This is a genomic window from Pseudohalocynthiibacter aestuariivivens (assembly GCF_018457175.1).
Classification (GTDB): Bacteria; Pseudomonadota; Alphaproteobacteria; order Rhodobacterales; family Rhodobacteraceae; genus Pseudohalocynthiibacter; species Pseudohalocynthiibacter aestuariivivens.
Map to the genome: position 1 here is coordinate 218,621 of NZ_JAGFNU010000004.1, position 21,418 is coordinate 240,038.

25 protein-coding genes and 1 pseudogene are annotated in these 21,418 nt (G+C 51.3%); 7 read left to right on the forward strand and 19 right to left on the reverse strand.

What is annotated here, in order from left to right; translation table 11 throughout:
- Positions 1–10 precede the first annotated feature (10 nt).
- Positions 11–1,345, reverse strand: coding sequence for an NAD(P)-dependent oxidoreductase (locus J4E70_RS08435; protein ID WP_213888653.1), 1,335 nt, complete (start codon positions 1,343–1,345; stop codon positions 11–13).
- 236 nt (positions 1,346–1,581) lie between these two features.
- Here J4E70_RS08435 and accB point away from each other — a divergent pair, with 236 nt between their 5' ends.
- From accB to aat, 3 genes are read left to right on the forward strand one after another with little or no spacing between them, the layout of a single operon-like run.
- Positions 1,582–2,073: an acetyl-CoA carboxylase biotin carboxyl carrier protein gene (gene accB, locus J4E70_RS08440; protein WP_213888654.1), complete on the forward strand. Its 492-nt coding sequence runs from the start codon at positions 1,582–1,584 to the stop codon at positions 2,071–2,073.
- A gap of 11 nt (positions 2,074–2,084) precedes the next feature.
- The gene (gene accC, locus J4E70_RS08445) at positions 2,085–3,434 is read left to right on the forward strand and encodes an acetyl-CoA carboxylase biotin carboxylase subunit (RefSeq protein WP_213888655.1); all 1,350 of its coding nucleotides are present in this window, start codon (positions 2,085–2,087) and stop codon (positions 3,432–3,434) included.
- Between the two features lie 47 nt (positions 3,435–3,481).
- Positions 3,482–4,099: a leucyl/phenylalanyl-tRNA--protein transferase gene (gene aat / locus J4E70_RS08450; protein ID WP_213888738.1), complete on the forward strand. Its 618-nt coding sequence runs from the start codon at positions 3,482–3,484 to the stop codon at positions 4,097–4,099.
- On the opposite strand, the gene J4E70_RS08455 is transcribed toward aat, so the two are convergent.
- The 10 genes and pseudogenes from J4E70_RS08455 to J4E70_RS08500 all read right to left on the reverse strand — a co-directional run bounded on the left by J4E70_RS08455 (position 4,063) and on the right by J4E70_RS08500 (position 13,608).
- Complete coding sequence (locus J4E70_RS08455) at positions 4,063–4,419, reverse strand: DUF2155 domain-containing protein (protein ID WP_213888656.1); 357 nt, start codon at positions 4,417–4,419, stop codon at positions 4,063–4,065. The genes aat and J4E70_RS08455 overlap by 37 nt on opposite strands.
- Complete coding sequence (mlaD, locus tag J4E70_RS08460; RefSeq protein ID WP_213888657.1) at positions 4,416–4,862, reverse strand: outer membrane lipid asymmetry maintenance protein MlaD; 447 nt, start codon at positions 4,860–4,862, stop codon at positions 4,416–4,418. Before mlaD ends, J4E70_RS08455 begins: the two co-directional genes overlap by 4 nt.
- A 22-nt stretch (positions 4,863–4,884) precedes the next feature.
- Complete coding sequence (locus J4E70_RS08465; RefSeq protein WP_213888658.1) at positions 4,885–5,259, reverse strand: NADH:ubiquinone oxidoreductase subunit NDUFA12; 375 nt, start codon at positions 5,257–5,259, stop codon at positions 4,885–4,887.
- Positions 5,260–5,510: 251 nt separating this feature from the next.
- Positions 5,511–6,776 carry an ATP-dependent Clp protease ATP-binding subunit ClpX gene (gene clpX, locus J4E70_RS08470; protein WP_213888659.1) on the reverse strand — a complete coding sequence of 422 codons (1,266 nt, stop codon included), beginning with the start codon at positions 6,774–6,776 and terminating at the stop codon, positions 5,511–5,513.
- 139 nt (positions 6,777–6,915) lie between these two features.
- Positions 6,916–7,539 carry an ATP-dependent Clp protease proteolytic subunit gene (locus tag J4E70_RS08475; protein WP_213888660.1) on the reverse strand — a complete coding sequence of 208 codons (624 nt, stop codon included), beginning with the start codon at positions 7,537–7,539 and terminating at the stop codon, positions 6,916–6,918.
- Positions 7,540–7,701: 162 nt separating this feature from the next.
- A complete protein-coding gene (locus tag J4E70_RS08480) occupies positions 7,702–8,733 on the reverse strand; it encodes a diguanylate cyclase domain-containing protein (RefSeq protein WP_213888661.1) in 1,032 nt (343 codons plus the stop codon).
- Positions 8,730–9,327, reverse strand: a pseudogene (locus J4E70_RS08485) (heme NO-binding domain-containing protein). Before J4E70_RS08485 ends, J4E70_RS08480 begins: the two are co-directional and overlap by 4 nt.
- A gap of 63 nt (positions 9,328–9,390) precedes the next feature.
- Positions 9,391–11,163 (reverse strand): DUF4153 domain-containing protein, encoded by a 1,773-nt coding sequence (locus J4E70_RS08490; protein ID WP_213888662.1) that lies wholly within the window; start codon positions 11,161–11,163, stop codon positions 9,391–9,393.
- Positions 11,164–11,246: 83 nt separating this feature from the next.
- Complete coding sequence (locus tag J4E70_RS08495; protein WP_213888663.1) at positions 11,247–12,797, reverse strand: trimethylamine methyltransferase family protein; 1,551 nt, start codon at positions 12,795–12,797, stop codon at positions 11,247–11,249.
- 121 nt (positions 12,798–12,918) lie between these two features.
- Positions 12,919–13,608 (reverse strand): HAD family hydrolase, encoded by a 690-nt coding sequence (locus J4E70_RS08500; protein WP_213888664.1) that lies wholly within the window; start codon positions 13,606–13,608, stop codon positions 12,919–12,921.
- A gap of 119 nt (positions 13,609–13,727) precedes the next feature.
- Between J4E70_RS08500 and J4E70_RS08505 the strand changes: the two genes are divergently transcribed.
- Positions 13,728–14,183, forward strand: a complete 456-nt coding sequence (locus J4E70_RS08505) for a MarR family winged helix-turn-helix transcriptional regulator (protein ID WP_213888665.1) — start codon at positions 13,728–13,730, stop codon at positions 14,181–14,183.
- A 10-nt stretch (positions 14,184–14,193) separates the two neighbouring features.
- Here J4E70_RS08505 and J4E70_RS08510 read toward each other — a convergent pair whose 3' ends face one another.
- Positions 14,194–14,472 (reverse strand): DUF3572 domain-containing protein, encoded by a 279-nt coding sequence (locus tag J4E70_RS08510; protein WP_213888666.1) that lies wholly within the window; start codon positions 14,470–14,472, stop codon positions 14,194–14,196.
- Positions 14,473–14,567: 95 nt separating this feature from the next.
- Between J4E70_RS08510 and J4E70_RS08515 the strand changes: the two genes are divergently transcribed.
- Entirely contained in the window at positions 14,568–15,953 is a 1,386-nt protein-coding gene (locus J4E70_RS08515; RefSeq protein ID WP_213888667.1) for a diguanylate cyclase, read from the forward strand.
- Here J4E70_RS08515 and J4E70_RS08520 read toward each other — a convergent pair.
- From J4E70_RS08520 to J4E70_RS08535, 4 genes are all read right to left on the reverse strand, one after another.
- Positions 15,942–16,430, reverse strand: coding sequence for a periplasmic heavy metal sensor (locus tag J4E70_RS08520; RefSeq protein WP_213888668.1), 489 nt, complete (start codon positions 16,428–16,430; stop codon positions 15,942–15,944). The two genes, J4E70_RS08515 and J4E70_RS08520, sit on opposite strands and share 12 nt — an antisense overlap.
- 21 nt (positions 16,431–16,451) lie before the next feature.
- Positions 16,452–16,823: a hypothetical protein gene (locus J4E70_RS08525; protein WP_213888669.1), complete on the reverse strand. Its 372-nt coding sequence runs from the start codon at positions 16,821–16,823 to the stop codon at positions 16,452–16,454.
- Entirely contained in the window at positions 16,816–17,400 is a 585-nt protein-coding gene (locus J4E70_RS08530) for an RNA polymerase sigma factor (RefSeq protein ID WP_213888670.1), read from the reverse strand. The genes J4E70_RS08525 and J4E70_RS08530 overlap by 8 nt, the downstream gene beginning before the upstream one ends.
- Positions 17,401–17,481: 81 nt before the next feature.
- Positions 17,482–17,961 (reverse strand): EF-hand domain-containing protein, encoded by a 480-nt coding sequence (locus J4E70_RS08535; protein ID WP_213888671.1) that lies wholly within the window; start codon positions 17,959–17,961, stop codon positions 17,482–17,484.
- A 201-nt stretch (positions 17,962–18,162) separates the two neighbouring features.
- Here J4E70_RS08535 and J4E70_RS08540 point away from each other — a divergent pair, with 201 nt between their 5' ends.
- Together J4E70_RS08540 and J4E70_RS08545 are read left to right on the forward strand one after the other, a co-directional pair.
- The gene (locus tag J4E70_RS08540) at positions 18,163–18,555 is read left to right on the forward strand and encodes a DUF983 domain-containing protein (protein WP_246531671.1); all 393 of its coding nucleotides are present in this window, start codon (positions 18,163–18,165) and stop codon (positions 18,553–18,555) included.
- A 25-nt stretch (positions 18,556–18,580) separates the two neighbouring features.
- The gene (locus J4E70_RS08545) at positions 18,581–19,273 is read left to right on the forward strand and encodes an NUDIX hydrolase (RefSeq protein WP_213888673.1); all 693 of its coding nucleotides are present in this window, start codon (positions 18,581–18,583) and stop codon (positions 19,271–19,273) included.
- On the opposite strand, the gene J4E70_RS08550 is transcribed toward J4E70_RS08545, so the two are convergent.
- The 3 genes from J4E70_RS08550 to J4E70_RS08560 are packed head-to-tail and all read right to left on the reverse strand — an operon-like array spanning position 19,262 to position 21,346.
- Complete coding sequence (locus J4E70_RS08550) at positions 19,262–20,182, reverse strand: DMT family transporter (protein ID WP_213888674.1); 921 nt, start codon at positions 20,180–20,182, stop codon at positions 19,262–19,264. The two genes, J4E70_RS08545 and J4E70_RS08550, sit on opposite strands and share 12 nt — an antisense overlap.
- A gap of 38 nt (positions 20,183–20,220) precedes the next feature.
- Complete coding sequence (locus J4E70_RS08555; RefSeq protein ID WP_213888675.1) at positions 20,221–21,126, reverse strand: fatty acid desaturase; 906 nt, start codon at positions 21,124–21,126, stop codon at positions 20,221–20,223.
- On the reverse strand, positions 21,119–21,346 hold the full coding sequence (locus J4E70_RS08560; protein ID WP_213888676.1) for a DUF2061 domain-containing protein: 228 nt from the start codon (positions 21,344–21,346) through the stop codon (positions 21,119–21,121). The genes J4E70_RS08555 and J4E70_RS08560 overlap by 8 nt, the downstream gene beginning before the upstream one ends.
- Positions 21,347–21,418: the final 72 nt, after the last annotated feature.

A 21,418-nucleotide genomic window follows, 5' to 3' on the forward strand; every position in this document is an offset into this window, starting at 1 on the left:
ATTCCTCCTCTCAGCCCATCAGGCTTTGGTGGATGTCTTCGGCAGCATCGCGGCCTTCGGCCACGGCTGTCACTGTAAGGTCGTCCCCGCCAGTGGCGCAGTCCCCGCCAGCCCAGACGTTGTTAACCGACGTACGCCCCGCGTCGCTAACGGCGATTTTACCACCCTCCAGAATGATCCCTTCAGGTGTTTCACCAAGCGTCTGGCCGATTGCCTTTAACAATTGATCCGCAGGTAAACGAAATGTCTCGCCAGTGCCGCGCAGGCCGTCGCTGGTGGTTTCGGTATATTCGAACTCCACTTCCTGAACGGCCCCATTGCCATGCACCTTCACGGGTTGCGCATTTTCAAGAATGCGCACCCCAGCCGATGCTGCGAGATCCTGCTCAAATCCTGAGGCCCCCATCTGATCACGGCCACGGCGATAGGCGATAGTCACGTTTTCAGAACCAAGCAGTTTTGATTGTACTGCCGCATCAACAGCCGTCATCCCGCCCCCGATGACAACAACATTTCGTCCAACAGGAATGGTTGACATATCCTCGGCCTGCCGAAGTGTGCTGATGAAATCAACCGCATCAGACACTCCGTCTTTATCAACGCCCTCTGCCCGAAGTGCATTTACGCCCGCAAGGCCGATTCCAAGGAACACAGCGTCATATGCCGTCGTCAATTGGTCAATGCTTAGCCCGTTTCCGAGCGATTTTCCGGTCTTGAGGGAAATTCCGCCAATCTGCAAAAGCCAGTCAACTTCGCGTGCAGCAAACCCATCTACGGATTTGTAGGTAGCGATTCCAAATTCGTTCAGACCGCCAGCCTTTGATCGTGCATCAAAGAGGTCGACATCATGACCATACATCGACAAACGGTGCGCACAAGAAAGGCCCGCAGGCCCTGCGCCGATGACGGCAACCTTTTTACCAGTCACGTCGGCGCGACTGAACGGATGCTTGCCGCTATTCATCAGTTTGTCTGTCGCATATCGCTGCAAACGTCCGATTTCGACGGGCTTACCCTCAGCAACCTCACGCACACAAACCTCTTCGCACAACGTTTCTGTCGGGCAGACCCGCGCGCACATCCCGCCCAGAATGTTCTGAGAAAAAATCGTTTTTGCGGCTTCTTCAGGTGTTCCAGTCTGAATCTGACGAATGAACATCGGAATATCGATGTCGGTAGGACAGGCGGTTGTGCATGGCGCATCATAGCAAAAATAGCATCGGTCTGCGGCAACGGCAGCTTCATGCGGCTCATAAGGCGGATGCAAATCTGAAAAATTTTCCTGGTATGCCTCTGCACTCAGTCTGCCTGACTGAATCCCCGGCGTCATTTGGCTGTTTGGCATTACCGGCCTCCCTGCTGGTTTATGTCACGCGAATCTTGCCACAAGTTCATTTTTTTATCAAATGGTAAATTTTTAGTCTCTCTTTTTTCGTTAACGCATTGTTTTTTCTCACTGGCACATGGCAGTCTTCCATTTAATGGCAACAATCGCTTTTCACCCTACATTGGCTGACGTATAAGCAAACGAGCTCAGGGCAAGCTCGCTACAGACGAGCAGCAAGACCAATCGAGGATGGCATGACAAAAAAATCTCAAGATTCAGACGTTGCATTTATTCAGGCGCTGGCAGAATTGCTGCACGAGAATGATCTGACCGAACTTCAAGTCAAACGTTGTTACGGCGAGGACGACAGTTTGAACGTCCGGGTCAGCCGCGCAAAAACGGTTCTCGCTTCTGCGGCTGTTCAAGCCGCAGCACCTGTTGCAGCACCCGCTGCACCCGCACAAGGGGCCCCTTCAGCTCCTGCTGCCAACTCAGAAGACCCAGCGAACCACCCTGGTGCTGTTTCTTCACCAATGGTCGGCACAGCCTATTTGGCTGCTGAACCGGGTGCCGCCGCCTTCGTCACAGTTGGCTCGCAGGTCAACGAAGGCGACACCCTGATGATAATTGAAGCCATGAAAACCATGAACCAAATCCCCGCGCCCAGATCTGGCACGGTTAAACGCATTCTGGTGACAGACGGGGACGCAGTCGAATATGGCGCTCCCCTGATGATCATCGAATAAAGGCAGGCGCCATGTTCGAAAAGATCCTGATCGCCAACCGAGGCGAAATCGCTTTGCGCGTCATTCGTGCAGCCCGGGAAATGGGAATCAAATCGGTCGCCGTACATTCGACAGCTGATTCAGACGCAATGCATGTGCGTATGGCTGACGAGGCAATCTGCATCGGGCCTCCGCCCGGCGTGGACAGTTACCTTTCGATTTCATCGATCATTTCTGCTTGCGAAGTCACAGGAGCACAAGCCATTCACCCCGGCTATGGCTTCTTGTCCGAGAACGCGAATTTCGTACAGATCGTTCAGGATCATGACATCACGTTTATCGGACCGACGGCGGAACATATCCGCATCATGGGCGACAAGATTACCGCCAAGGAAACTATGAAGGCGCTGGGTGTGCCATGTGTTCCCGGATCCGAAGGTGGTGTCCCTGACTATGAAACGGCACAAAAAGTAGCTGAAGAAGTGGGTTACCCTGTCATCATCAAGGCAACTGCCGGTGGTGGTGGACGCGGCATGAAGCTCGCCAAATCCGCTGATGAACTTGAAACGGCGTTCCGCACGGCGCGTTCCGAAGGCAAATCAGTCTTTGGTAACGATGAAGTTTATATTGAAAAATACCTGGGTGCGCCACGGCATATCGAAGTTCAGGTTTTTGGGGACGGCAAGGGTAAAGCCGTTCATCTGGGAGAGCGTGACTGTTCACTTCAACGCCGCCATCAAAAGGTTTTCGAAGAAGCCCCCGGCCCAAGCATTACACCAGAATTGCGGGACAAGATTGGCAAGACCTGCGCCGACGCAGTCGCGCGTATCAACTACATTGGCGCTGGCACAATTGAATTTCTCTATGAAAACGGTGAATTCTTTTTCATTGAAATGAACACGCGACTCCAAGTCGAACATCCCGTTACAGAAGCCATCTTTGGTGTAGACCTTGTTCGTGAACAGATCCGCGTGGCAGGTGGGCTTTCAATGTCATTTGGGCAGGATGATCTGGACCTGCATGGCCACGCAATCGAGGTGCGGATCAACGCGGAAAAACTCCCGAACTTCAGCCCCTGTCCCGGCAAGATCACCGCGTTTCATGCACCGGGTGGTTTGGGTGTGCGTATGGATTCCGCACTCTATAACGGTTATTCAATACCCCCCTATTACGACAGTCTGATTGGGAAGCTGATTGTGCATGGCCGCGACCGACCAGAAGCACTGGCTCGGTTAAAGCGAGCCCTGGGAGAGTTGATTGTAGATGGCATTGATACCACCCTGCCACTTTTCCATGCGTTGCTTGATGAACCGGATATCCAGACTGGTGACTACGACATCCACTGGTTGGAACATTGGCTGGAAACCAACCTGGGCGGGTAGCCAGTGCTTGGGGGGTCTTCCCCGTGACTGAAAAAATCACACCTGAAATGTTGCTTCGCGCTTATGCTGCGGGCGTTTTTCCTATGGCAGATTCACAGGAAAACCCCGAGATTTTCTGGGTGGACCCGTTAGATCGGGGAATTTTGCCATTGGACAAATTCCACATTTCAAGAACCTTGAAGCGAAATATACGCCATGAAACTTTTCAAATTAGAACAAATTTTGACTTTTTTTCTGTTTTAAAAGGATGTGCAGACAGAAATGAGACCTGGATCAATGACTCAATCTTTCAGCTTTACCTGTCACTGCATGAAATGGGCTTTGCGCATTCAATGGAGGTTTGGCAAGAAGATACATTGGTGGGGGGGGTATACGGCGTAGCGCTTGGCGGTGCTTTTTTTGGTGAAAGCATGTTTTCACGACGCAAGGATGCGTCAAAGATCGCGCTGGCTTATCTTGTAGACAGGTTGCGGGTCGGGGGGTTTACGCTATTCGATACACAATTCATCACCCCACATCTTGCATCCTTGGGCGCTGTTGAAATTTCTCGCGCGCACTATCGTGAATTGCTGGAACAGGCCTTGCTTGTAAACGCAGATTTCAACAGACAGGTTGGCACGCCAAGCGGTCAGGACGTGATACAGCGCAATACCCAAACATCATAGCGCGGGTGGTCCAGAGCATTGAGCGCGGGTGATGATGCAATCATCCATCCTTCGAACAAAGGTGAAACCGAGCCTTCGCCACGAATTTCCAGCGAAGCAAAAGCGTCGCCCGCGGGATTTCCCGTTGGGTAGCGACAGCTGTTAAGTTTGATCTCCAACCTTCCGAGCTTTACGACCTCGCCCGATGACATCTGATAGTCAGCTAGGTTACCGTTTACCTTATCAAGACTGCGCAGCACAGCGCCGCTCGCTTCCGTGGCATCTTGTGCGTTTCCCTGACTTGCGGCCAGAGCAGCAACAATTGCCAAAGCTCGGATCATTCTTCACTGCCTGATACGAATTTCAGCAACAAGGACACGAGGCTTACTGCGCCTTGCGTATCCTCTATCTCCGATCCTGGTTCGTAATTCAGGGGCGAACCACCGGGTAATATTTCAACAAAAGTTCCACCCAAAAGCCCTTCAGAGGAAATTTGGATAGAGCTGTCGTCCGGAACTACGACACCTTCAAAAACCGAAATCTCACTATCTGCTCTGAAATTTTGTGTGTTCAGGTTCAGCCCGATCACCGTTCCGACTTTGACACCGGCCATCCGAACGTCAGTCCCGATCGAAACGCCTTCGACGGATCTGAAACTCGCTTTCAAGGAATAGTCGCCACTTTCAGTGGAGAACCCCGTTGCTTGCCCGGCAAAAACAAGAAACCCTATCGCGACAGCCAGAACGGCCCCGCCGACCAATACCTCTGTTGTATTCTCAGACATTTAAGTATCCCAAGTCTGTGGATTACTCAGGCTTCCAGGCTTCATAGTCTTTACCAGACTTAGTGGCCGTGTGCCTGATTGAACCTGCAGGCGCATAGGCAAGCTCTGTACCTGTCAGGTTTTCCTGATGTTGCTTTTCCCAAGGCTTATGCGCCAATGGTGTCTTTGTCGGTGGCTCGTCCCAGGTGAAATGCAACCAGCCGTGCCAGTCAGGGGAAATGCGGCTCGCTTCAATATCGTTAGCGTAATTCACCCAGCGGCGTTTTCCGTCGCGGGTTTGGTAAAAGATATTGCCCTGTTCATCCTCGCCAACTTTGACACCTTTGCGCCAGGTAAATAGCCGTGTACCAAGCGTTTGGCCGTGCCACCAAGTGATAAGAGACAAAATAAAGCGCATGAAACCCTCCGGGAGCAATTTCTCATGATATGAACCATGTTTGCGCCAAGGTCCAGTGGAAGAGAGCGCATCGTGATAATGGAGCGTCATTTCATTTCAGAATTTGGCTTTGCTGCGCCGAGTTTCAGGACGCGTAAGGGAGTAGTTCTATTCGAGAGCTGAAAACTCCATCAGTCTCAGAATGGAAAAGGGCCGCCGCACACACGATGGCCCTATCCTAATAATTTAGCAGGTCTCAGTCGCCAGCGTATCTAACCAACGGAAACCGGATTTTCTTTCGCATCACTGTGTACGAAAAGCGGTGCTGCATCAGAATTTACAGCCTCTTCATTCACAACAACCTCATCAACGCTGTCCATTCCGGGCAATTCAAACATCGTATCCAGCAAGATATCTTCCATGATAGACCGCAAACCTCGAGCACCCGTTTTCCGGTTTATCGCACGTTTTGCAATTGCAGCCAGCGCATCTTCGGTAAAGGTCAAGGTCGTGTCTTCTAACTCAAAAAGCCGTTGATATTGTTTGACCAATGCATTTTTGGGCTGCGTCAGAATCGTGATAAGCGCGTCTTCGTCCAGATCAGTCAGTGTTGCGATGACTGGTAGGCGGCCAACAAATTCCGGGATCAACCCAAATTTAAGAAGATCTTCAGGCTCAAGTTCAGTGAACATCTCACCGACACCGCGGGTGTCGTTGTCTTTCACATCTGCGCCGAATCCCATGGATGAACCCTTGCCACGCGTCGCGATAATCTTTTCGAGACCTGCGAATGCACCGCCGCAAATGAACAGGATATTCGTGGTATCAACCTGAAGAAATTCCTGCTGCGGATGCTTGCGCCCGCCTTGTGGCGGAACAGAAGCGACTGTGCCTTCCATAATTTTCAGCAACGCTTGCTGAACGCCTTCACCCGACACATCACGGGTTATCGAAGGATTGTCAGATTTACGCGTGATCTTATCAACTTCGTCAATATAAACGATACCACGCTGCGCGCGTTCAACATTGTATTCAGACGCTTGCAACAGCTTTAGAATAATGTTTTCAACGTCTTCCCCAACGTACCCTGCTTCGGTCAGCGTTGTGGCGTCAGCCATTGTGAAGGGGACATCCAGAATACGCGCCAGCGTTTGCGCAAGAAGCGTTTTACCGCACCCCGTAGGGCCAATAAGCATGATGTTCGATTTCGCGAGTTCAATCTCACCAGATTTAGAGCCGTGATTCAGGCGCTTATAGTGATTGTGAACCGCGACTGACAGCACCCGTTTCGCATGTGTTTGTCCGATGACATAGTCATCCAGCACAGTACAAATCTCGCGAGGAGATGGCACGCCCTCGGATGATTTCAGCCCGGCTGTCTTGGTCTCTTCGCGTATGATATCCATGCACAGCTCGACGCACTCGTCGCAGATGAACACTGTTGGGCCAGCGATAAGTTTACGCACCTCATGCTGACTCTTTCCGCAAAAAGAGCAGTACAGGGTGTTTTTACCGTCGTTGCCAGAATTATTCGCCATCACTTTCCTCTAAGGCCATCGCCTCACTCTGATACCCGCCAAATTATGGCAGGAGTTGGTGCCCTCGACCCAGCTTAGGCCAGCCAAATTTGATCTACAACGCCAAAATCACGACTTTGGCTCCTGCCTCGTAAATGGATTAGGTGTCAGATTTAGGGCGATTTTCGACAATTTCGTCGATCAGGCCCCATTCTTTTGCGTCCTCTGCGGACATAAAGTTGTCTCTCTCCAGCGCGTCGACAACGGCTTTTATCTTCTGACCGGTGTGTTTCACATAGATCTGATTAAGACGATCTTTGAGCTTTTGTGTCTCTTGCGCGTGAATCATAATATCTGTCGCCTGCCCCTGATACCCACCAGACGGCTGGTGCACCATTACACGGCTGTTCGGCAGCGAATAGCGCATCCCAGGCTCGCCTGCCGTTAACAAAAGCGAGCCCATAGAAGCGGCCTGACCGATTACGACAGTAGAAACTTTGGGCTTGATGTACTGCATCGTGTCGTAGATCGAGAGACCAGAGGTCACTACGCCACCCGGCGAATTGATGTACATCGAGATTTCTTTTGAAGGGTTTTCAGATTCCAGAAACAGAAGCTGCGCAACAATAACGGTTGCCATCTCATCGTGAACCGGACCTGCAACAAAGATGATACGTTCTTTCAGGAGTCGCGAAAAGATATCATAGCGGATCGAACCACGTGATGTTGTCTCTTCGACGGTTGGAATTATGAAGTTAGTGAGTGTTGAAATTGGATCGTACATTTTGCCTGCCTGCTACTGTCGCCTGATCTTTAGCGCGGGATACCTACGAGAGTCTTAGTTGTGCGCCCGGGCCCCTGCAAGGGGCGACGACGGTATTTGCGACCTTTTTAACAATGTCCGAAGCGTCCAGTCAGCATGGCGCCATACAAAAACGCCTGATTTTCAATGATGCGGTCGCAATCCCTTCTGTTTCATTTGCTCAGCCGACCGATCCTCCCCCATCAGGGTTTCAGAAAAGAATGTGACCTGAGCACGCCCTTTGCTTTTCGACGCATAGAGCGCAAAATCTGCATCTGCGAGCATTTTTTCAGCATTCAGGCTCTCGTAATTTTCAGAGGTCGTCGCACCAATACTTGCGGAAATTCTGCAGAGCGCTCCGTTGAACGCAATCGGCCGTTCCAACTTCGCGATTATCCTTTGTGCAAAAATTTTTAGTTTCGCGGCGTCCGTCATATCCGGAAAGAGAACGACAAACTCATCACCACCAACCCTTGCGACAGTGTCATCCAAGCGTGTTTCTGCGACAAGCACATTGGCAACTTCCTGCAGTACATAGTCCCCCGCTGCGTGCCCATAGGTGTCATTCACATCCTTGAAAAAATCCAGGTCAAGGTGCATCAGGCCGAACCGTCTGTTTGCCTCAATCTTGCGCGCGAGAATATGGTCCATAGCGCGGCGGTTCTTCAGGCCCGTCAATGTATCTGAAAGCGCTTGTTCTTCCGCTACTGTTTTTGCGCTTTGCAATCTGTTGTTCAGTTTACGCAGCTCGTTCATCACAGCTGTCTTAGCCTCGACAAGGTAAAGCATTTCCACAGTAAGATCCGTCGGCGCGAAATCGGCTATCGTTAGCCCGTACTCACGCACGCAATCCAAAACCGAGATCCCAAAGGACAGGTTGAGCAGGACACGCTCATCACATGTTTTGACGATTTGACCTTTAAACGATGTTGCGGGTTCGGAACGAAACCGCAAATACAGTTTATGGCCCACAAGATTAAAGAGTTCTGAAACGTGCTTTACACCTGCCGGACGACGCAGTCTGAAGACGTCCAGAAATGGATTTCCGATCAGTTCGCCCTTCGGTCTCAGCTTCATCAGGGTCGGGCCTGCATGGGTAATATCACCAGATACATTCAGACAAAGGTGCATCGGAATAAGCTGGTCGAGCACTTGCCCCAACTGAAACTCTGTCATGCCACCTCACCTGCGATCTGTGTCAGGTCGAATGCACGCCCCTCCGAAAAGTCGGACTCAAACACTGAAATCGATATTTTTTCAAAACCCAGTTCAGCGCCCTCATACTCCAGAAACACCAATGCACCGTAATCATCCGCCATTCCGCGTAATAGCCCGAGCGCAACATGCCCAAAACCGGTATGGACCCAATGACTGAACAGGGTAAAATTTCCCTTTCCGTTGTCTTTCAATTCCAATCTGGGAATATCGAGATCAGGCACAGCAAGTTTCGCCCGATCCTGAAGATCATCCAGAGAATGAAGAAACTCAACGAAGTTGACTCCGCCAAAGCGCAGCAAACGGCGAACGGCCACAACATTCCTATGAGAAACAAGATACGTACCCGAATCTTCCATCACGTCGTCACGGGGATTAGAAAGCCGAACGGCTAATTGCATCCAGAACAGCATAAGTCAGGCTGTCATCGTAGCTGAGCATCGCCTCAAAGCCTGGTAACCCGATGTTTGCCGAAACAGCCACGTCAGCCCAGATCTGCGCACCATAGGTATCTTGAACGAAACATTGGATAGACCGGTTAATCAGACCATGCATTTTCTTCCCCTCAAAATTTTGAAGGAAAGCTAGAGTGCAGGCATTAACATCACACTTACGGTGTCAGGGTTGAATAAAGATTGAACTATCTAGCAAGCGCAGAACCTGTATTTCAGCAGGCCCCGTCGCAAATCTACCCGCGAGAATCGCGTCAACCGTATCCGCGCCTCGATAATTACTGCTCGAATCACTGAGATCAGAGAGATATTGTTTAAATTCATAGCCACCGTTCTCGGTCGGCACGAAAGCGACCAACCGGGCGCTCTGGCTGCCTGTCATATATGCGACGATCACTTCCGGATCGGTTGTCGCAGGCAACAGGTCAACAAACAAGGCAACACATCCCGAATGCCCCTCTGGCGTCGTTCGCCCGCAACCATCCATGATCGCGTTTAAGGTATTGCTGGGAAGACGTGCAAACATTTCTTCTTTTAGAACCGCGCTCTCGGGACGCACAGCAAGGATTTGGAGCAGCTCTCGTGTTGACAAATTAATCTCGGTTGTGGTTCTTGTATTCTCTAATTCGTATCGGTTGGATGCTTCCGTGACGCGCGTAATCTTAGCTTGCAATTGCTCTGATTGTGGGTGATCTGTCATTGCTTCAAGACGCCTTAGCCCTGCAGCACCGGCATGCCCCCATTCCCGGCCAATCGCCCACACATCAAGCGTTTCAACATCGGTACGACCCGCTTCAAAACGCGCGATCTGGTTGTTTGTTGAAATACGTTCCGGGTTTAATACAGGCGTCAGCCATAAAGCAGCCAAGGCAATCAGAAGCAAAGCAATATAGGTATTTGCCCGTCTTATGTGGATCATCCAGTTATGACGCAATATCACGGAAACCGCATAAGCCACTGCGTAGGTTTGCATAAGAACAACAACTGTTGCCAGTGCAAGCCGGTCCGGGGTCCAGCCATATTGATCAACCCGAAGCCAGACAGCATAGCCGGCAAGCGCAACTATAATCGGCGTCATCAGAGACAAGAGCCGCACCGAACCAAGCATAACAAAGCCTTCAACAGCATCAGCGTCTTCTTTTTCCAGTGCTGTTGAGACAAGGGTTACAGCAGCGACAGCTATCGCGAGTAAAGTTGCGGCAGCGGATAGGCCCGCGAACAATCCTGATAAGCCCTGCAATGGTAACGCCAGAACAAAGACGGCAACGACCACAACAAACGCGGGCAACAGCAATCGCAACAGCCGTAAAATCAAGAAGGGTGATACATAGTCTGAAAGTTCGTTCACGACGGCAATTGCCAGACCTAATATGCCACCTGTCAGCGCAAATGGCACCCAGTCAATATCAAGCAAGTCCTCAATGGTCGTAAGGCCAACGATATTAAACAGAGCGTTGCACAGCATTACGACGGCCCAAAAAATGCCGACGAACAACCAGGCTGCGGCGTAACGGACAACAATGTTCCAGGCGTGATCGAACAATGCCGGATAGTAACGCCAGCCCTCTTTTGCGCTTTGAGCGGTAATCAGAAAGGGCAGTGGAATGGTAATGAGCACACTGTATGCGATCAGGGGTAAACCCGTTTCCAGAAACTCTTCCATCTCGACAAATCGAAAACTTGCCCAAAACAATAGCAAGGCTGACGGAACAGCAACCACCACCGCTGAAAGAGCAGCGCGCCCAAGCTTGAGCGGGCCAAACAGGGCCATCAACGATCCAAAAAACCCAAACGTCGCCGCAGCAATCAGCAAAAACACATGCGAATTGCTGAAAAAGTCTTCGAGCACTTCGAACAAAAACCAGAAACTGTACCCGGCGAACCCGCCGATCAGTGCTAAAAGCAACCGGTTCCGATTGGTGATTGTATCTGTGCTCATCGCCTTCTCCCCCTTATTGGATCGCGGGTTTGAGCACAGATTAGCGAGGTGATAGGAATCTGACCAGCCAAACAGGTCAGTTTTTAGAAATCAGTTGGCGCGCCACCTTCTGCTTTTCTGCGCGTTACAAATTCTGCGAGTTCTTCTCTGATCGACACATCCATCGCCGGAGTTTCGAATTCATTGATGATGTTCTTGAACATTTTATTGGCGCGTTCCGCTGTCCAGTAACCTCCAGCCAGATCCCAGCCCTCATAGTTTCGCCAGTCAGAAAGGAAAGGCTGATAAAACGCGTGCTCATAACGATCCTGCGTATGCTGAATGCCAAAGAAGTGCCCGTCATTTCCGACGTCCTTGATCGCATCAAGCGCAATATCATCAGGTGTTGTAGCCGTAATCATCGGTTCAAAATAACGCTGGATTTGCTGTAAGACCTCGCAATCCATGATGAATTTTTCCGGGCTTGCAATTAGCCCACCCTCAAGCCAGCCAGCCGCGTGATAAACCATGTGCGATTGCGACTGCACCGCCGCCCAAAGCGAATTTGAGGTTTCCCACATTGCCTGACCATCCGGCACATTCGCAGCGCACACGCCGGACGACCGCATCGGCAAACCGTAAAACCGCGCCATCTGGCCAGTCATCTGGGTTGCCCGCATATATTCCGGTGTTCCAAACGCCGGCGCACCTGTTTTCATGTCAACGTTTGAGGTAAAGGTACCTATCCCACAGGGCGCGCCTGGGCGAATATATTGCGCCAGAACGATCGCGATTAACCCTTCAGCCAACGACTGCGCAACAGCACCAGCCATTGTGACAGGCGCCATCGCCCCGGCCAACGTGAAGGGTGTTACCACCGTAACCTGCCCGCGCCGCACGCAGCGCATGTATCCGTCAAGCATAAGATGATCGTGCTTCAGTGGCGAAGTTGAGTTGATGTTTGTGTACATCCTTGGTGTCGCTTCGAATTCTTCGTGACTGAGGCCGCCTGCGATACGCACCATCTCCATCACATCTTCGACACGCTCTTTGCCCAGGCTATAGGCATGCGGCACCTTGTCCGTCAGGGTCAGCTTGTCGAAAAGCACATCCAGATGCCTGACAGACGCATGCACATCGACGGGTTCTACCGGATAACCGCCCGCGACGTGAATACAGTTGAAATACTGCGTCAGTTTCAGCAGATTTGCACAATGTTCGCGCGTTCCCGGGACTTTTCCGGTCTCCATATCCCAATAGTTTGGCGGACTAGAGACATTCACAAACACCATATGTTTGCCGCCAATGGCAATCTTGCGATCCGGGTTGCGCGGTGTGATCGTAAACTCTGACGGGGCCTTGGCGACCAGTTCCATCACCGTATCCCGGTCGATGCGAACGTTGGTTCCGTCAATCCGGCACCCCATTTCCTTGAATATCGCGAGCGCATCATCGAACAGGATTTCAATGCCGATATCTTCAAGAATACGCATGGCACCGCCATGAATGGCCTGAACGCCTTCTTCAGTCAGCGGTTCTGTCGGGCGATCAGTGTTCACTGGAATGCGCCAGGGCATTTGATCTATCGTGCTACCTGAACCGCGGGTATTTCCCGCTCTGCCGCCAGACCGTTGCCTACGTGTGGTTTTCGCCATCGTTCATCTCCATTGCTTCATTCTAGCAAGCCGCAACAGAACGGCTATTTACCGGATGAAACCGACATTAAATGTCGTAAAAAATGCGTCGAGAAAATTTGAAGATAAAAAACCGGGCGCTTTAGCGATCCAGCCAAACTGGCAAACGACCTATATCCGCCAAAACAACATCTGCATGTGGTGCAAGTTCTGGCTCCTTTGCGATTCCTGTCAAAACCGCCACAGTTGCCATCCCGGCCGCACGTCCTGCCACCAGATCGTGCGCACTATCCCCTACCATGACCACGTCTTTGGCCCGAAGACCCATAGAATTGGAAAACTCCAGCAACATTCCCGGTTCCGGTTTGGAACCAAACCCAGAATCAAACCCGGCTATAAAGTCAAAATGTTCTGTGACCCCAGCCTTTTTCAGATTCGCGCGTGCCGGCGCTTCGGCATCATTTGTAGCGATTCCCAATTTCATCCCGCGTTCGCGAAGCCCTGTTAACAAAGGGTCCAACGGTGCAGCTTCGACAACGGGAACTTCTTCCGCAATCGCGTTGATTATCACAAGAAGCTGGTCCGCTGTCTGGTTAGGAACCGACGGGGCGAGAGCTTCTGCAATCATGTCTGGTGTGCACGCTATTAAGATGCTTTCAGGGTGAAATTCTTTGGTGTGATAGTCAAATCCAACTGACTTCGCCATCTCGATGGCCCTTATAAGGTCTCCATTGGCAAGGTCGTCAAACAAGCGTTTAGCCCATAGGCTCCACGTGTGTTCAAAATGAAAGAGTGTACCATCTTTATCGAAAAGAACCCCAGTATATTGCATCCAACTGACTCCGGATGTTGCGCGTTTCCAAGATGCTTCTAGGCTGTTTTGCAACCTTCCGCCAGAACGGTTTTTAAAGCGTCTTGACCAGCCTACCCTAAAAATTGACAGTGTTAATCATGACAGACCAAACCCCTTACCGGCTTCATCAATCGCTCGGGTATCAATTGTCCCTGACATCACGCATTCAGGAACGCCGTTTTGAAGAAAAGCTTAAAACGCTGGGACTGACGCGAATTACCTGGTGCATTTTGCTTGCTGTGCAAAACGAAAACCTGTTCCAACCGTCTGATATTGCATCATTTGTCGGAATTGATCGCACCGCTACTTCGCGCGCTTTACGTCAAATGGAGCAAAACAAAACGCTTTTTCGCGCAACCGGTAAGGGTGACAAGCGGACAACCTCTGTCGCGCTTACAGATAAAGGCAAAAATCTGGTTACGCTCGGTACAAATTTTGCCCGTGAAAACGCCGCCAAACTTGAAAGCAAACTTTCAAAAGCCGAGGCAGAAAATTTACGTCTTCTGTTGATCAGACTGCGAACAGGTGAAGATGCCGCTCTGAAAAACCTTTAGCATTCCCTTCTCAGGTCCAATGCATATGGCTTCCGCCCGGTAACGCCATGCGTGCCTGCGCGGGAATATCATAGCGTATTCCAGCAGAATCACAGAACGAAACAACCCAAGCGTCGTCCATCATCAGAAAATCCAGCACAGACCCTAAAAATTCAGGTTCTGCTGCGTAATTTTTCAAATCTTCTTCCGAAGCCCCGCTAGAGCCCAGAAAAACCGGCAACAAGTCATCATTGGCTACCAGCCAACCAAGACATTGCAGTGAAATTATTTCAGCCTGTTCGCTGGTCATCGCACCTAAATTAACCTCCGAGCAATACATTCTTAACTTTTCTAGCCCACAAGAACTCAGGAACGAGCAACTAACCTTAACTTTGCGGGGAAACAATGCCAGGTCGCATCCTTATCGTCGATGATGTCGCGACCAACCGCATCGTTTTGAAAGTTACGCTCGCTTCAGCGTGCTACGATGTACTGCAGGCAGGGTGTGGTGCAGAAGCTTTGTCGCTCGCCCAAACAGAACACCCCGACCTAATTCTTCTTGACGTTTTAATGCCGGACATAAGCGGCATTTCTGTCTGCAAGCAACTTAAAGCCGATCCTCTGACCGCTAATATTCCGATTATTATGGTGACGTCTTTGAAAGATTCAAAAGCCAGAATCAGAGCGTTGGAAGCGGGTGCTGACGACTTTCTTTCAAAACCAATCGACGAGATGACACTTTTGGCGCGGGTACGCAGCCTGCTTCGTGCACGCGATACCGAAGAAGAGCTGCAATCGCGCGAAGCGACTTGCCGCGAATTTGGTTTTGCTGAAAAAGGTCAGGATTTCACCTCACCAGCTAAAATTGCCCTTGTTGCTTCAAACGAAGCGATTGCAGTGGATTGGAAGTCTGAATTATCACCATTTCTGGATGACGATATTGAAGTGGTGTCCAAGGAAGATGCCCTCGCATTGAAAGGAACTCAGACACCTCCCGACATATTTGTGATTTCGGGGGACCTAAAGCGCCCTGACGAAGGGTTGCGTTTGCTGTCTGAATTGCGAAGCCGCGCCCTGACCCGGCACGCTGCAATCATAATGGTTCTGCGTGCTAAAGCACGGCAACAAGCTGTGATTGCGCTTGACCTTGGCGCAAATGATTTGATGTCCGGTACGTTTGAACCCCTGGAGCTTGCTTTGCGCATCAGGACTCAGGCGCGGCGCAAACGGAAAGCTGACCGCCTTCGAAGCACTGTGCGTGACGGGCTGCGCATGGCTGTTGTTGACCCGCTTACAGGGCTTTACAATCGGCGTTACGCGTTCTCGCACCTTGAACGCATTGCGGAGCGTGCGCAAACTTCTGGAAAACCTTACGCAGTCATGATGCTCGATATTGATCGCTTCAAGGGCGTGAATGACAATTTTGGACACGCCACTGGTGACGCAGTTCTGATCGCTGTTGCCCAGCGCCTGCGTGACAACCTGCGGCATGTTGATTTGCTCGCCAGAATCGGGGGCGAAGAGTTTCTGATCGCTATGCCCGACACCAATCTGGCCGATGCAAGATTTGCGGCAGAACGTCTACGGCGGGTAGTGCGCGACGCGAGTGTTGATATCCCGATGAGTCAAAACAAGGTTTCCGTCACGCTTAGTATCGGTGTCGCATTAAGCAGTGCTTTGTCAACGGAACAAGAAACTGCAGAGCAGCTCATTAAACGCGCAGACCGGGCTTTGTTTGCGTCAAAGTCTGAAGGGCGTAATCAGGTTACTTTGAGCCGCTCAGCCGCCTGAATGATACCGACGAAACCGGGGCCGCCGACTAAATTCTTCTTCCAATCGGTCCGCGTAAGTTGCCCGTTCACGTTCTGACATAGCCGATATCTGATCAAACAATATTTGCTGCCCGGCTTTGTGTCGCTCGGCCAATTGCTGCTTTTGTGCATCGAGCACGGTCTGCAGTGCCGCCTGATCAAACGGCTCCGTCCGCAGTGCTTGCAAGATTGACTCTGCACGAGATGGTAGGTCTGCACGCGCCTCTCGTACGGTTGTCATTTCACGGGCAAAAGACCTGCGCAACGCTGCTCTGTCACTACGGCTTAGTGCCTGAATCATTGGTTGAACATCCAGATCCAATCCCCTGTGTCGATGGTGCCCACCGGGCCCGAATTTCAAAACCGTTCCGGCAATGATACCAATAACCAAAAGGTTCAATGACAGCGATACCGCCAGAAGGACTTTTGGCCAAATCTTGCTGCGTGGTTTTTCCATTTGTTGTTCCATTGTCATCGGTCAGCCTTCTGCCACAAAATCATCAAACCCCGGCAATAGCTCGGAGAGGTAAGCGTCTGTCTCACCGGTAAGAATACTGCTACTTATATCTTCCAGTGTTGCGGGTGGGCTTAGCCCAATCCAGATTCCAGCAACAGTTGCCGTCGCCATACCAGCGATAGCGGGCCATCCGCCTATTGCACGAAAGACCACCGCCAATCTGGATTCGCGCGCTTCTGAAGGTTTAGAACTGGTGACTCTGCAGACAGCCTGTTCAGTATCCGCATCCGCAAGAACGCGAACAATAAGATCAGATGACGGAACGTGTTTCTCGGTGCGAGCCAGATCAAACAAGCCCTCCAAAGCGCCACTATCAAACTTTTCTTCAGTCATCCGTATACCCCAATTCTGCACGTTTTCCGGCCAGCAAGACCTCGAGCGAGCGTTTTCCTCGTGCGGTCAGGCTTTCAACCGCTTCAACGCTGATTTCCAGCACCTGCGCTATTTCAGGGTTCTTAAACCCCTCTATATGGCGCAGGACAACCGCCTGACGTTGCCTGTCGGGCAAGGCGGCCAGAGCATCCTTCAATGCCGCGAGGCGTTCTTGTTCCTGAAGGCCCGCCACCGCCCCCGGTGTTTCGTCTTCTGGTTCAGAAATCTGATCAAGTCCGATCCCCTTGCGTTTGCGCTGCCTGTCTGTGCACAGGTTTAAAACAACGCGGTAAAGCCATGTGCTGACTTTTGCTTCACCCTGTCGCCAATCGCCTGCAATTTTCCAAAGACGCAGCATTGCTTCTTGTGCAACATCTTCGGCTTCGGTCGCATCGTTCAGCATACGCGTGGCGAAACCCAGAACCCTTGGCAACAACCGTTGTGTTAAGGCGCGTGCAGCATCCGTATCGCCATTGCCATAGAGAACCAGCAACGCGTCATCGGAAACATCAGCTAAGGCATCAAACGCCATTTTCATTGCCTTTTATGCCTAGCCCAAACAGTCTCTTCAGGCAATCACGGGGCCTGCCAACTGCAGACTCCGTGACCAAGTTACACTTTACTCAGATGCACTGCCTTCGCCGTGCCGATGTCGGCGACCAGCGTGCCGGGCCTTACCTTCCTCGAATTCTTCTTCTGAAATGGCGCCGTCACCATCACTGTCCATACGCTCAAACATGTGGGCGCGCCGGTCTTCGTGCCCGTTCATTTCGTCTTTTCCGATCTGACCATCGCCGTTTTCATCGTGGCGCTCAATCATGCGTGCGACACGGCGCGCAACACGCTCCTGAGCCTGGGCTGTCATCTCTTCTGCGGACAAAAAGCCATCGCTGTTTGTGTCTGCAGAGTCAAAACGAGCCTCACGGTGCGCAACCATTTCTTCCATGGTCACCAAACCATCGCCGTCTGCGTCAAGTTCTGAAAAATCATGCTCTGGACCATAACGGCCATGGCCTTCGCGGGCTTCAACAGCACCAGTGACTCCAATCGCTCCAACCATGAGCGCGACCAATGCTGCGATACGATAGTTATCTTTCATGCCAGTATTCTCCGAATTGTAAGTTTCTTTCGATGCGAGTTTTTCTTCGCAATCAGAATATCAAACGGCTGAGCGCGCTTTTTCCGTCGAAAAAAATTTAATGCTTTTGCGACATCCCGACGCGGAACGTGTTCTAGAGCTTACTAATTTGAAGTTTAGGACTAAATGGTAAGGCTAACACGACAGTACCGAGAGACTCAGATGCCCGATTCCCAAGCTACTTTCAATCGTCCGGTTCGCCCCGCGATGTTGCGCGGCTGGCGCCGCCGCTGCCCTAAATGTGGCTCAGGCCCATTACTTAGCGGCTATCTCAAGGTGCGAGCAACCTGTCCGGTATGCGATGAAGAATTACATCATCACCGCGCGGATGACGGACCGGCATACCTTACTATTTTGATCGTGGGTCACATCCTGGCCCCCCTTATCCTCATAATCTATACACAATACCGACCCGAACCTATGGTCTTAGCCAGCAGTTTCTCAGTAGGGTGTGTCGCGCTGTCGCTTTATCTTTTACCCCGCTTAAAAGGTGCAATCGTTGGGTTGCAGTGGGCAAAGCGGATGCACGGCTTCGGGAAAACGGTAAACGTCTAGTCAGATCTGAATATCGGAGGAATGAATGGACAAAACCGCGATCCGAAACGCCGCTACCGTAATTCTGCTGCGTGACAAAACAACGAACCCACGCGTGCTCATGGGGCAACGTGGGGCCAAAGCTGCATTCATGCCTAACAAATTCGTTTTCCCCGGTGGTGCGGTTGACCCGGACGATGCACAGATACCTTTGGCAAGCACCATGTCAAACACCTGCCTGACACGTCTGGCAGAAGATGCCGACCCAGCACTTGTTCCGGCCTTGCAGACTGCGGCAATACGCGAAGTCTGGGAAGAAACAGGCCTTATTCTCGGAGCACAAAGCAGATGGCATACAGCACCCCCCGAAGATTGGGTTGATTTCGCGGCAACCGGCCATGTGCCTTCCGCTGCAGGGTTCACGTTTGTGTTTCGGGCCATCACCCCTCCGGGTCGGCCACGCCGGTTTGACGCCCGTTTCTTTTTAGCCGACGCCGCCCATATTCAGGGTGACCCGGATGATTTCTCTCGCGCCTCAGAAGAATTGTCTCAATTGCAGTGGATACCGTTGGAAGAAGTGCGCAGTTTCAACTTGCCGTTTATCACCGAAGTTGTACTGGCAGAGATTGCCGCTCTGGCGAATGAAGAGACACAGCCAGAAAGTGTTCCGTTCTTTAAGAATGACGACGAAGAGAGCCTGTTTCTAAGACTAGGGCGAAAGAGCCCGCTAAGCCAGTAAATCGCTTGTTGCGAGGATCAGAAGCAGAATACTTACAGTTATGAACCCCATCGCAAGAAGCTCGCGGCGGCTGGTTTTTTCGTGAAATACGAAGACACCTGCAATAAAGCTGAACAATAATTCGATCTGGCCCAATGCCTTTACGTAGGCAGCGTTTTGTAGTGAAAACGCCGCGAACCAGCAAAAGCTGCCAATCATGCTTGTCAAACCAACAAGCCCCGCAACGCGCCAGTGACGCAGCACACGGCTGATTTCACCCTGTTCGCGCAACCGCAGCCACACAGCCATAACAAGTGTTTGAAAGGTAGCGACAATTGCTAGCGTAAAGCCCGCGCGCAGAATAAAGTCATCAAGACCAAGTGACAGGGTCGCCCCACGATAGCCGGTTGCAGATACGGCAAACAGGATGCCCGAAAGCAGTCCCAAACCTGCCGCACGATTGAACATTCTTTTGTACCAGCGTCCAGTTGCCCCTTTGGGCGGATCAGACAAAAGTACGACCCCGATGAACCCTACAGCGATCGCCATAAGACCCCAAAAAGAAACTCCTTCGCCAAGAACAATTAAGCCGAGAAGGGCAGTTTGAACCACCTCGGTTTTCTTAAATGTAATCCCGACAGCAAAGTTTCTTTCAGCAAATAACGCGACAACACACATTGTCGCCAAAATCTGCGCCAGCCCGCCGCTAAGCGCGAAGGCCCAGAACCGCAACGGCAGCGCCGTTACGGCTTGCCCCGTTACATTCATATAAACGAAAATCAGTATCGCTACCAGCGGAGCGGAGTAGATAAATCGCGCAAATGTCGCGCCCGCCGTCGAAAGTTGTGTCGCTTTGAGGTGCTTTTGCAGCATGAATCGCAAATTTTGCGAAAACGCCGCGGCAATCGATATGGGTATCCAAAGCTCCATACCGCCTCGTTACAGAAGGCGTTCGAATTGTCGAGACCTTAACGCCGCCAAAACGGATGCGGAACATCATCTTTTCTACGAAAGAAATGTTTGCGAAACACTTCGCCGTAAGACCGGTACAAATAGTTTTCATTACGTTTCAGGTACCGATCTTTGTTCTGCGCATAAAGTTGCGGCAGCTTGTACCAAGGGACGGCCGGATGCATGTGATGCACGACGTGAAGGTTATTGTTCAGGAAAATCAGGGCCAGTGGGCCTTTGTCTTCGATAATCACTGTACGGCCACCGACATGTTCATGCGCGCGGTGTTCCAGAAAGGTCCGGATCTTAAGGATCGCCAGACCTGAGTAAGCCGCAAGCACATAAAGCCAGAACGGAACCTCTGCGACATAGAAAAGCCAAAATAACACGGGCACCAAACCAACAAAATGCCAGACCCAGCCCATAAGGGCAGTTCTGTCACCCGCGCGGATCAACCGCCAATCACCCTTTACAAAATATATTTGCGCGATGATCGGCCCGATAAGCATTCGGCCCAGCAAGGTGTTGTTCAGGTTCAGGACAACCTGCTGCCATCTTGGCAAATAGTTCCACACCTTGGGGTCCATGTAGTTCGATTCAGGATCATCATAAGGGTCTGTCAGGATCGAATCCTGATGGTGCGCCAGATGCAAATCCCTGAACCGCATATAGGGGATGAACAACCCGATTGCCGGAAAAACGAGCGCCTCGCTTAGCGCCCTGCTGCGCAAGGGGTGGCCATGCAAAACTTCGTGCTGTAACGAAGAATGGAGTGCAAGAGCAAAGGTGAGCGTTGCGTAAGACAACCACAGAGACAGCGATGCGACAACCGTGCAGCCAAGCAACCAAAGACCGTAACACAGGATGATCAGCAGTAATGTTTGCCATTCCACCAAAATCCGGCGCGGTGCGTGTTCAGCCATTGCGTTCCCTTTGTACAAGTGTCGCCCGTCCCCAACTGATGCGGTTCCACAAACGTTCATATGCAAGATAAGACAAAAACCCGACCGTCGCATTGATCAGGGCCAACAAACTACCAATGCTGAAAGATCCAGTGATCAGAAATCCAATCAGCGCCATCGTCGCAAGACCCATCCCCTGCCATCCGATCGCCTTGACCCATGTTCGCCTTTTCGTGTCCATTTTTTCTCGGTTTTTCGTTGGTTACACATTTCTCTATCCCCTAATCACGGATGCGTGTATTACGGGAATACA

Bases quoted from the DNA above. Each gene is read 5' to 3' on its own strand.
- mlaD (WP_213888657.1), bottom strand. From the start codon at position 4,862: ATGTCTGAGAATACAACAGAGGTATTGGTCGGCGGGGCCGTTCTGGCT.
- J4E70_RS08435 (WP_213888653.1), bottom strand. From the start codon at position 1,345: ATGCCAAACAGCCAAATGACGCCGGGGATTCAGTCAGGCAGACTGAGT.
- clpX (WP_213888659.1), bottom strand. From the start codon at position 6,776: ATGGCGAATAATTCTGGCAACGACGGTAAAAACACCCTGTACTGCTCT.
- J4E70_RS08560 (WP_213888676.1), bottom strand. From the start codon at position 21,346: ATGGACACGAAAAGGCGAACATGGGTCAAGGCGATCGGATGGCAGGGG.
- accC (WP_213888655.1), top strand. From the start codon at position 2,085: ATGTTCGAAAAGATCCTGATCGCCAACCGAGGCGAAATCGCTTTGCGC.
- accB (WP_213888654.1), top strand. From the start codon at position 1,582: ATGACAAAAAAATCTCAAGATTCAGACGTTGCATTTATTCAGGCGCTG.
- J4E70_RS08555 (WP_213888675.1), bottom strand. From the start codon at position 21,126: ATGGCTGAACACGCACCGCGCCGGATTTTGGTGGAATGGCAAACATTA.
- aat (WP_213888738.1), top strand. From the start codon at position 3,482: ATGTTGCTTCGCGCTTATGCTGCGGGCGTTTTTCCTATGGCAGATTCA.
- J4E70_RS08465 (WP_213888658.1), bottom strand. From the start codon at position 5,259: ATGCGCTTTATTTTGTCTCTTATCACTTGGTGGCACGGCCAAACGCTT.
- J4E70_RS08545 (WP_213888673.1), top strand. From the start codon at position 18,581: ATGGACAAAACCGCGATCCGAAACGCCGCTACCGTAATTCTGCTGCGT.
- J4E70_RS08455 (WP_213888656.1), bottom strand. From the start codon at position 4,419: ATGATCCGAGCTTTGGCAATTGTTGCTGCTCTGGCCGCAAGTCAGGGA.
- J4E70_RS08525 (WP_213888669.1), bottom strand. From the start codon at position 16,823: ATGACTGAAGAAAAGTTTGATAGTGGCGCTTTGGAGGGCTTGTTTGAT.
- J4E70_RS08515 (WP_213888667.1), top strand. From the start codon at position 14,568: ATGCCAGGTCGCATCCTTATCGTCGATGATGTCGCGACCAACCGCATC.
- J4E70_RS08510 (WP_213888666.1), bottom strand. From the start codon at position 14,472: ATGACCAGCGAACAGGCTGAAATAATTTCACTGCAATGTCTTGGTTGG.
- J4E70_RS08475 (WP_213888660.1), bottom strand. From the start codon at position 7,539: ATGTACGATCCAATTTCAACACTCACTAACTTCATAATTCCAACCGTC.
- J4E70_RS08530 (WP_213888670.1), bottom strand. From the start codon at position 17,400: ATGAAAATGGCGTTTGATGCCTTAGCTGATGTTTCCGATGACGCGTTG.
- J4E70_RS08495 (WP_213888663.1), bottom strand. From the start codon at position 12,797: ATGGCGAAAACCACACGTAGGCAACGGTCTGGCGGCAGAGCGGGAAAT.
- J4E70_RS08505 (WP_213888665.1), top strand. From the start codon at position 13,728: ATGACAGACCAAACCCCTTACCGGCTTCATCAATCGCTCGGGTATCAA.
- J4E70_RS08480 (WP_213888661.1), bottom strand. From the start codon at position 8,733: ATGACAGAGTTTCAGTTGGGGCAAGTGCTCGACCAGCTTATTCCGATG.
- J4E70_RS08540 (WP_246531671.1), top strand. From the start codon at position 18,163: ATGCCCGATTCCCAAGCTACTTTCAATCGTCCGGTTCGCCCCGCGATG.
- J4E70_RS08500 (WP_213888664.1), bottom strand. From the start codon at position 13,608: ATGCAATATACTGGGGTTCTTTTCGATAAAGATGGTACACTCTTTCAT.
- J4E70_RS08520 (WP_213888668.1), bottom strand. From the start codon at position 16,430: ATGGAAAAACCACGCAGCAAGATTTGGCCAAAAGTCCTTCTGGCGGTA.
- J4E70_RS08550 (WP_213888674.1), bottom strand. From the start codon at position 20,182: ATGGAGCTTTGGATACCCATATCGATTGCCGCGGCGTTTTCGCAAAAT.
- J4E70_RS08490 (WP_213888662.1), bottom strand. From the start codon at position 11,163: ATGAGCACAGATACAATCACCAATCGGAACCGGTTGCTTTTAGCACTG.
- J4E70_RS08535 (WP_213888671.1), bottom strand. From the start codon at position 17,961: ATGAAAGATAACTATCGTATCGCAGCATTGGTCGCGCTCATGGTTGGA.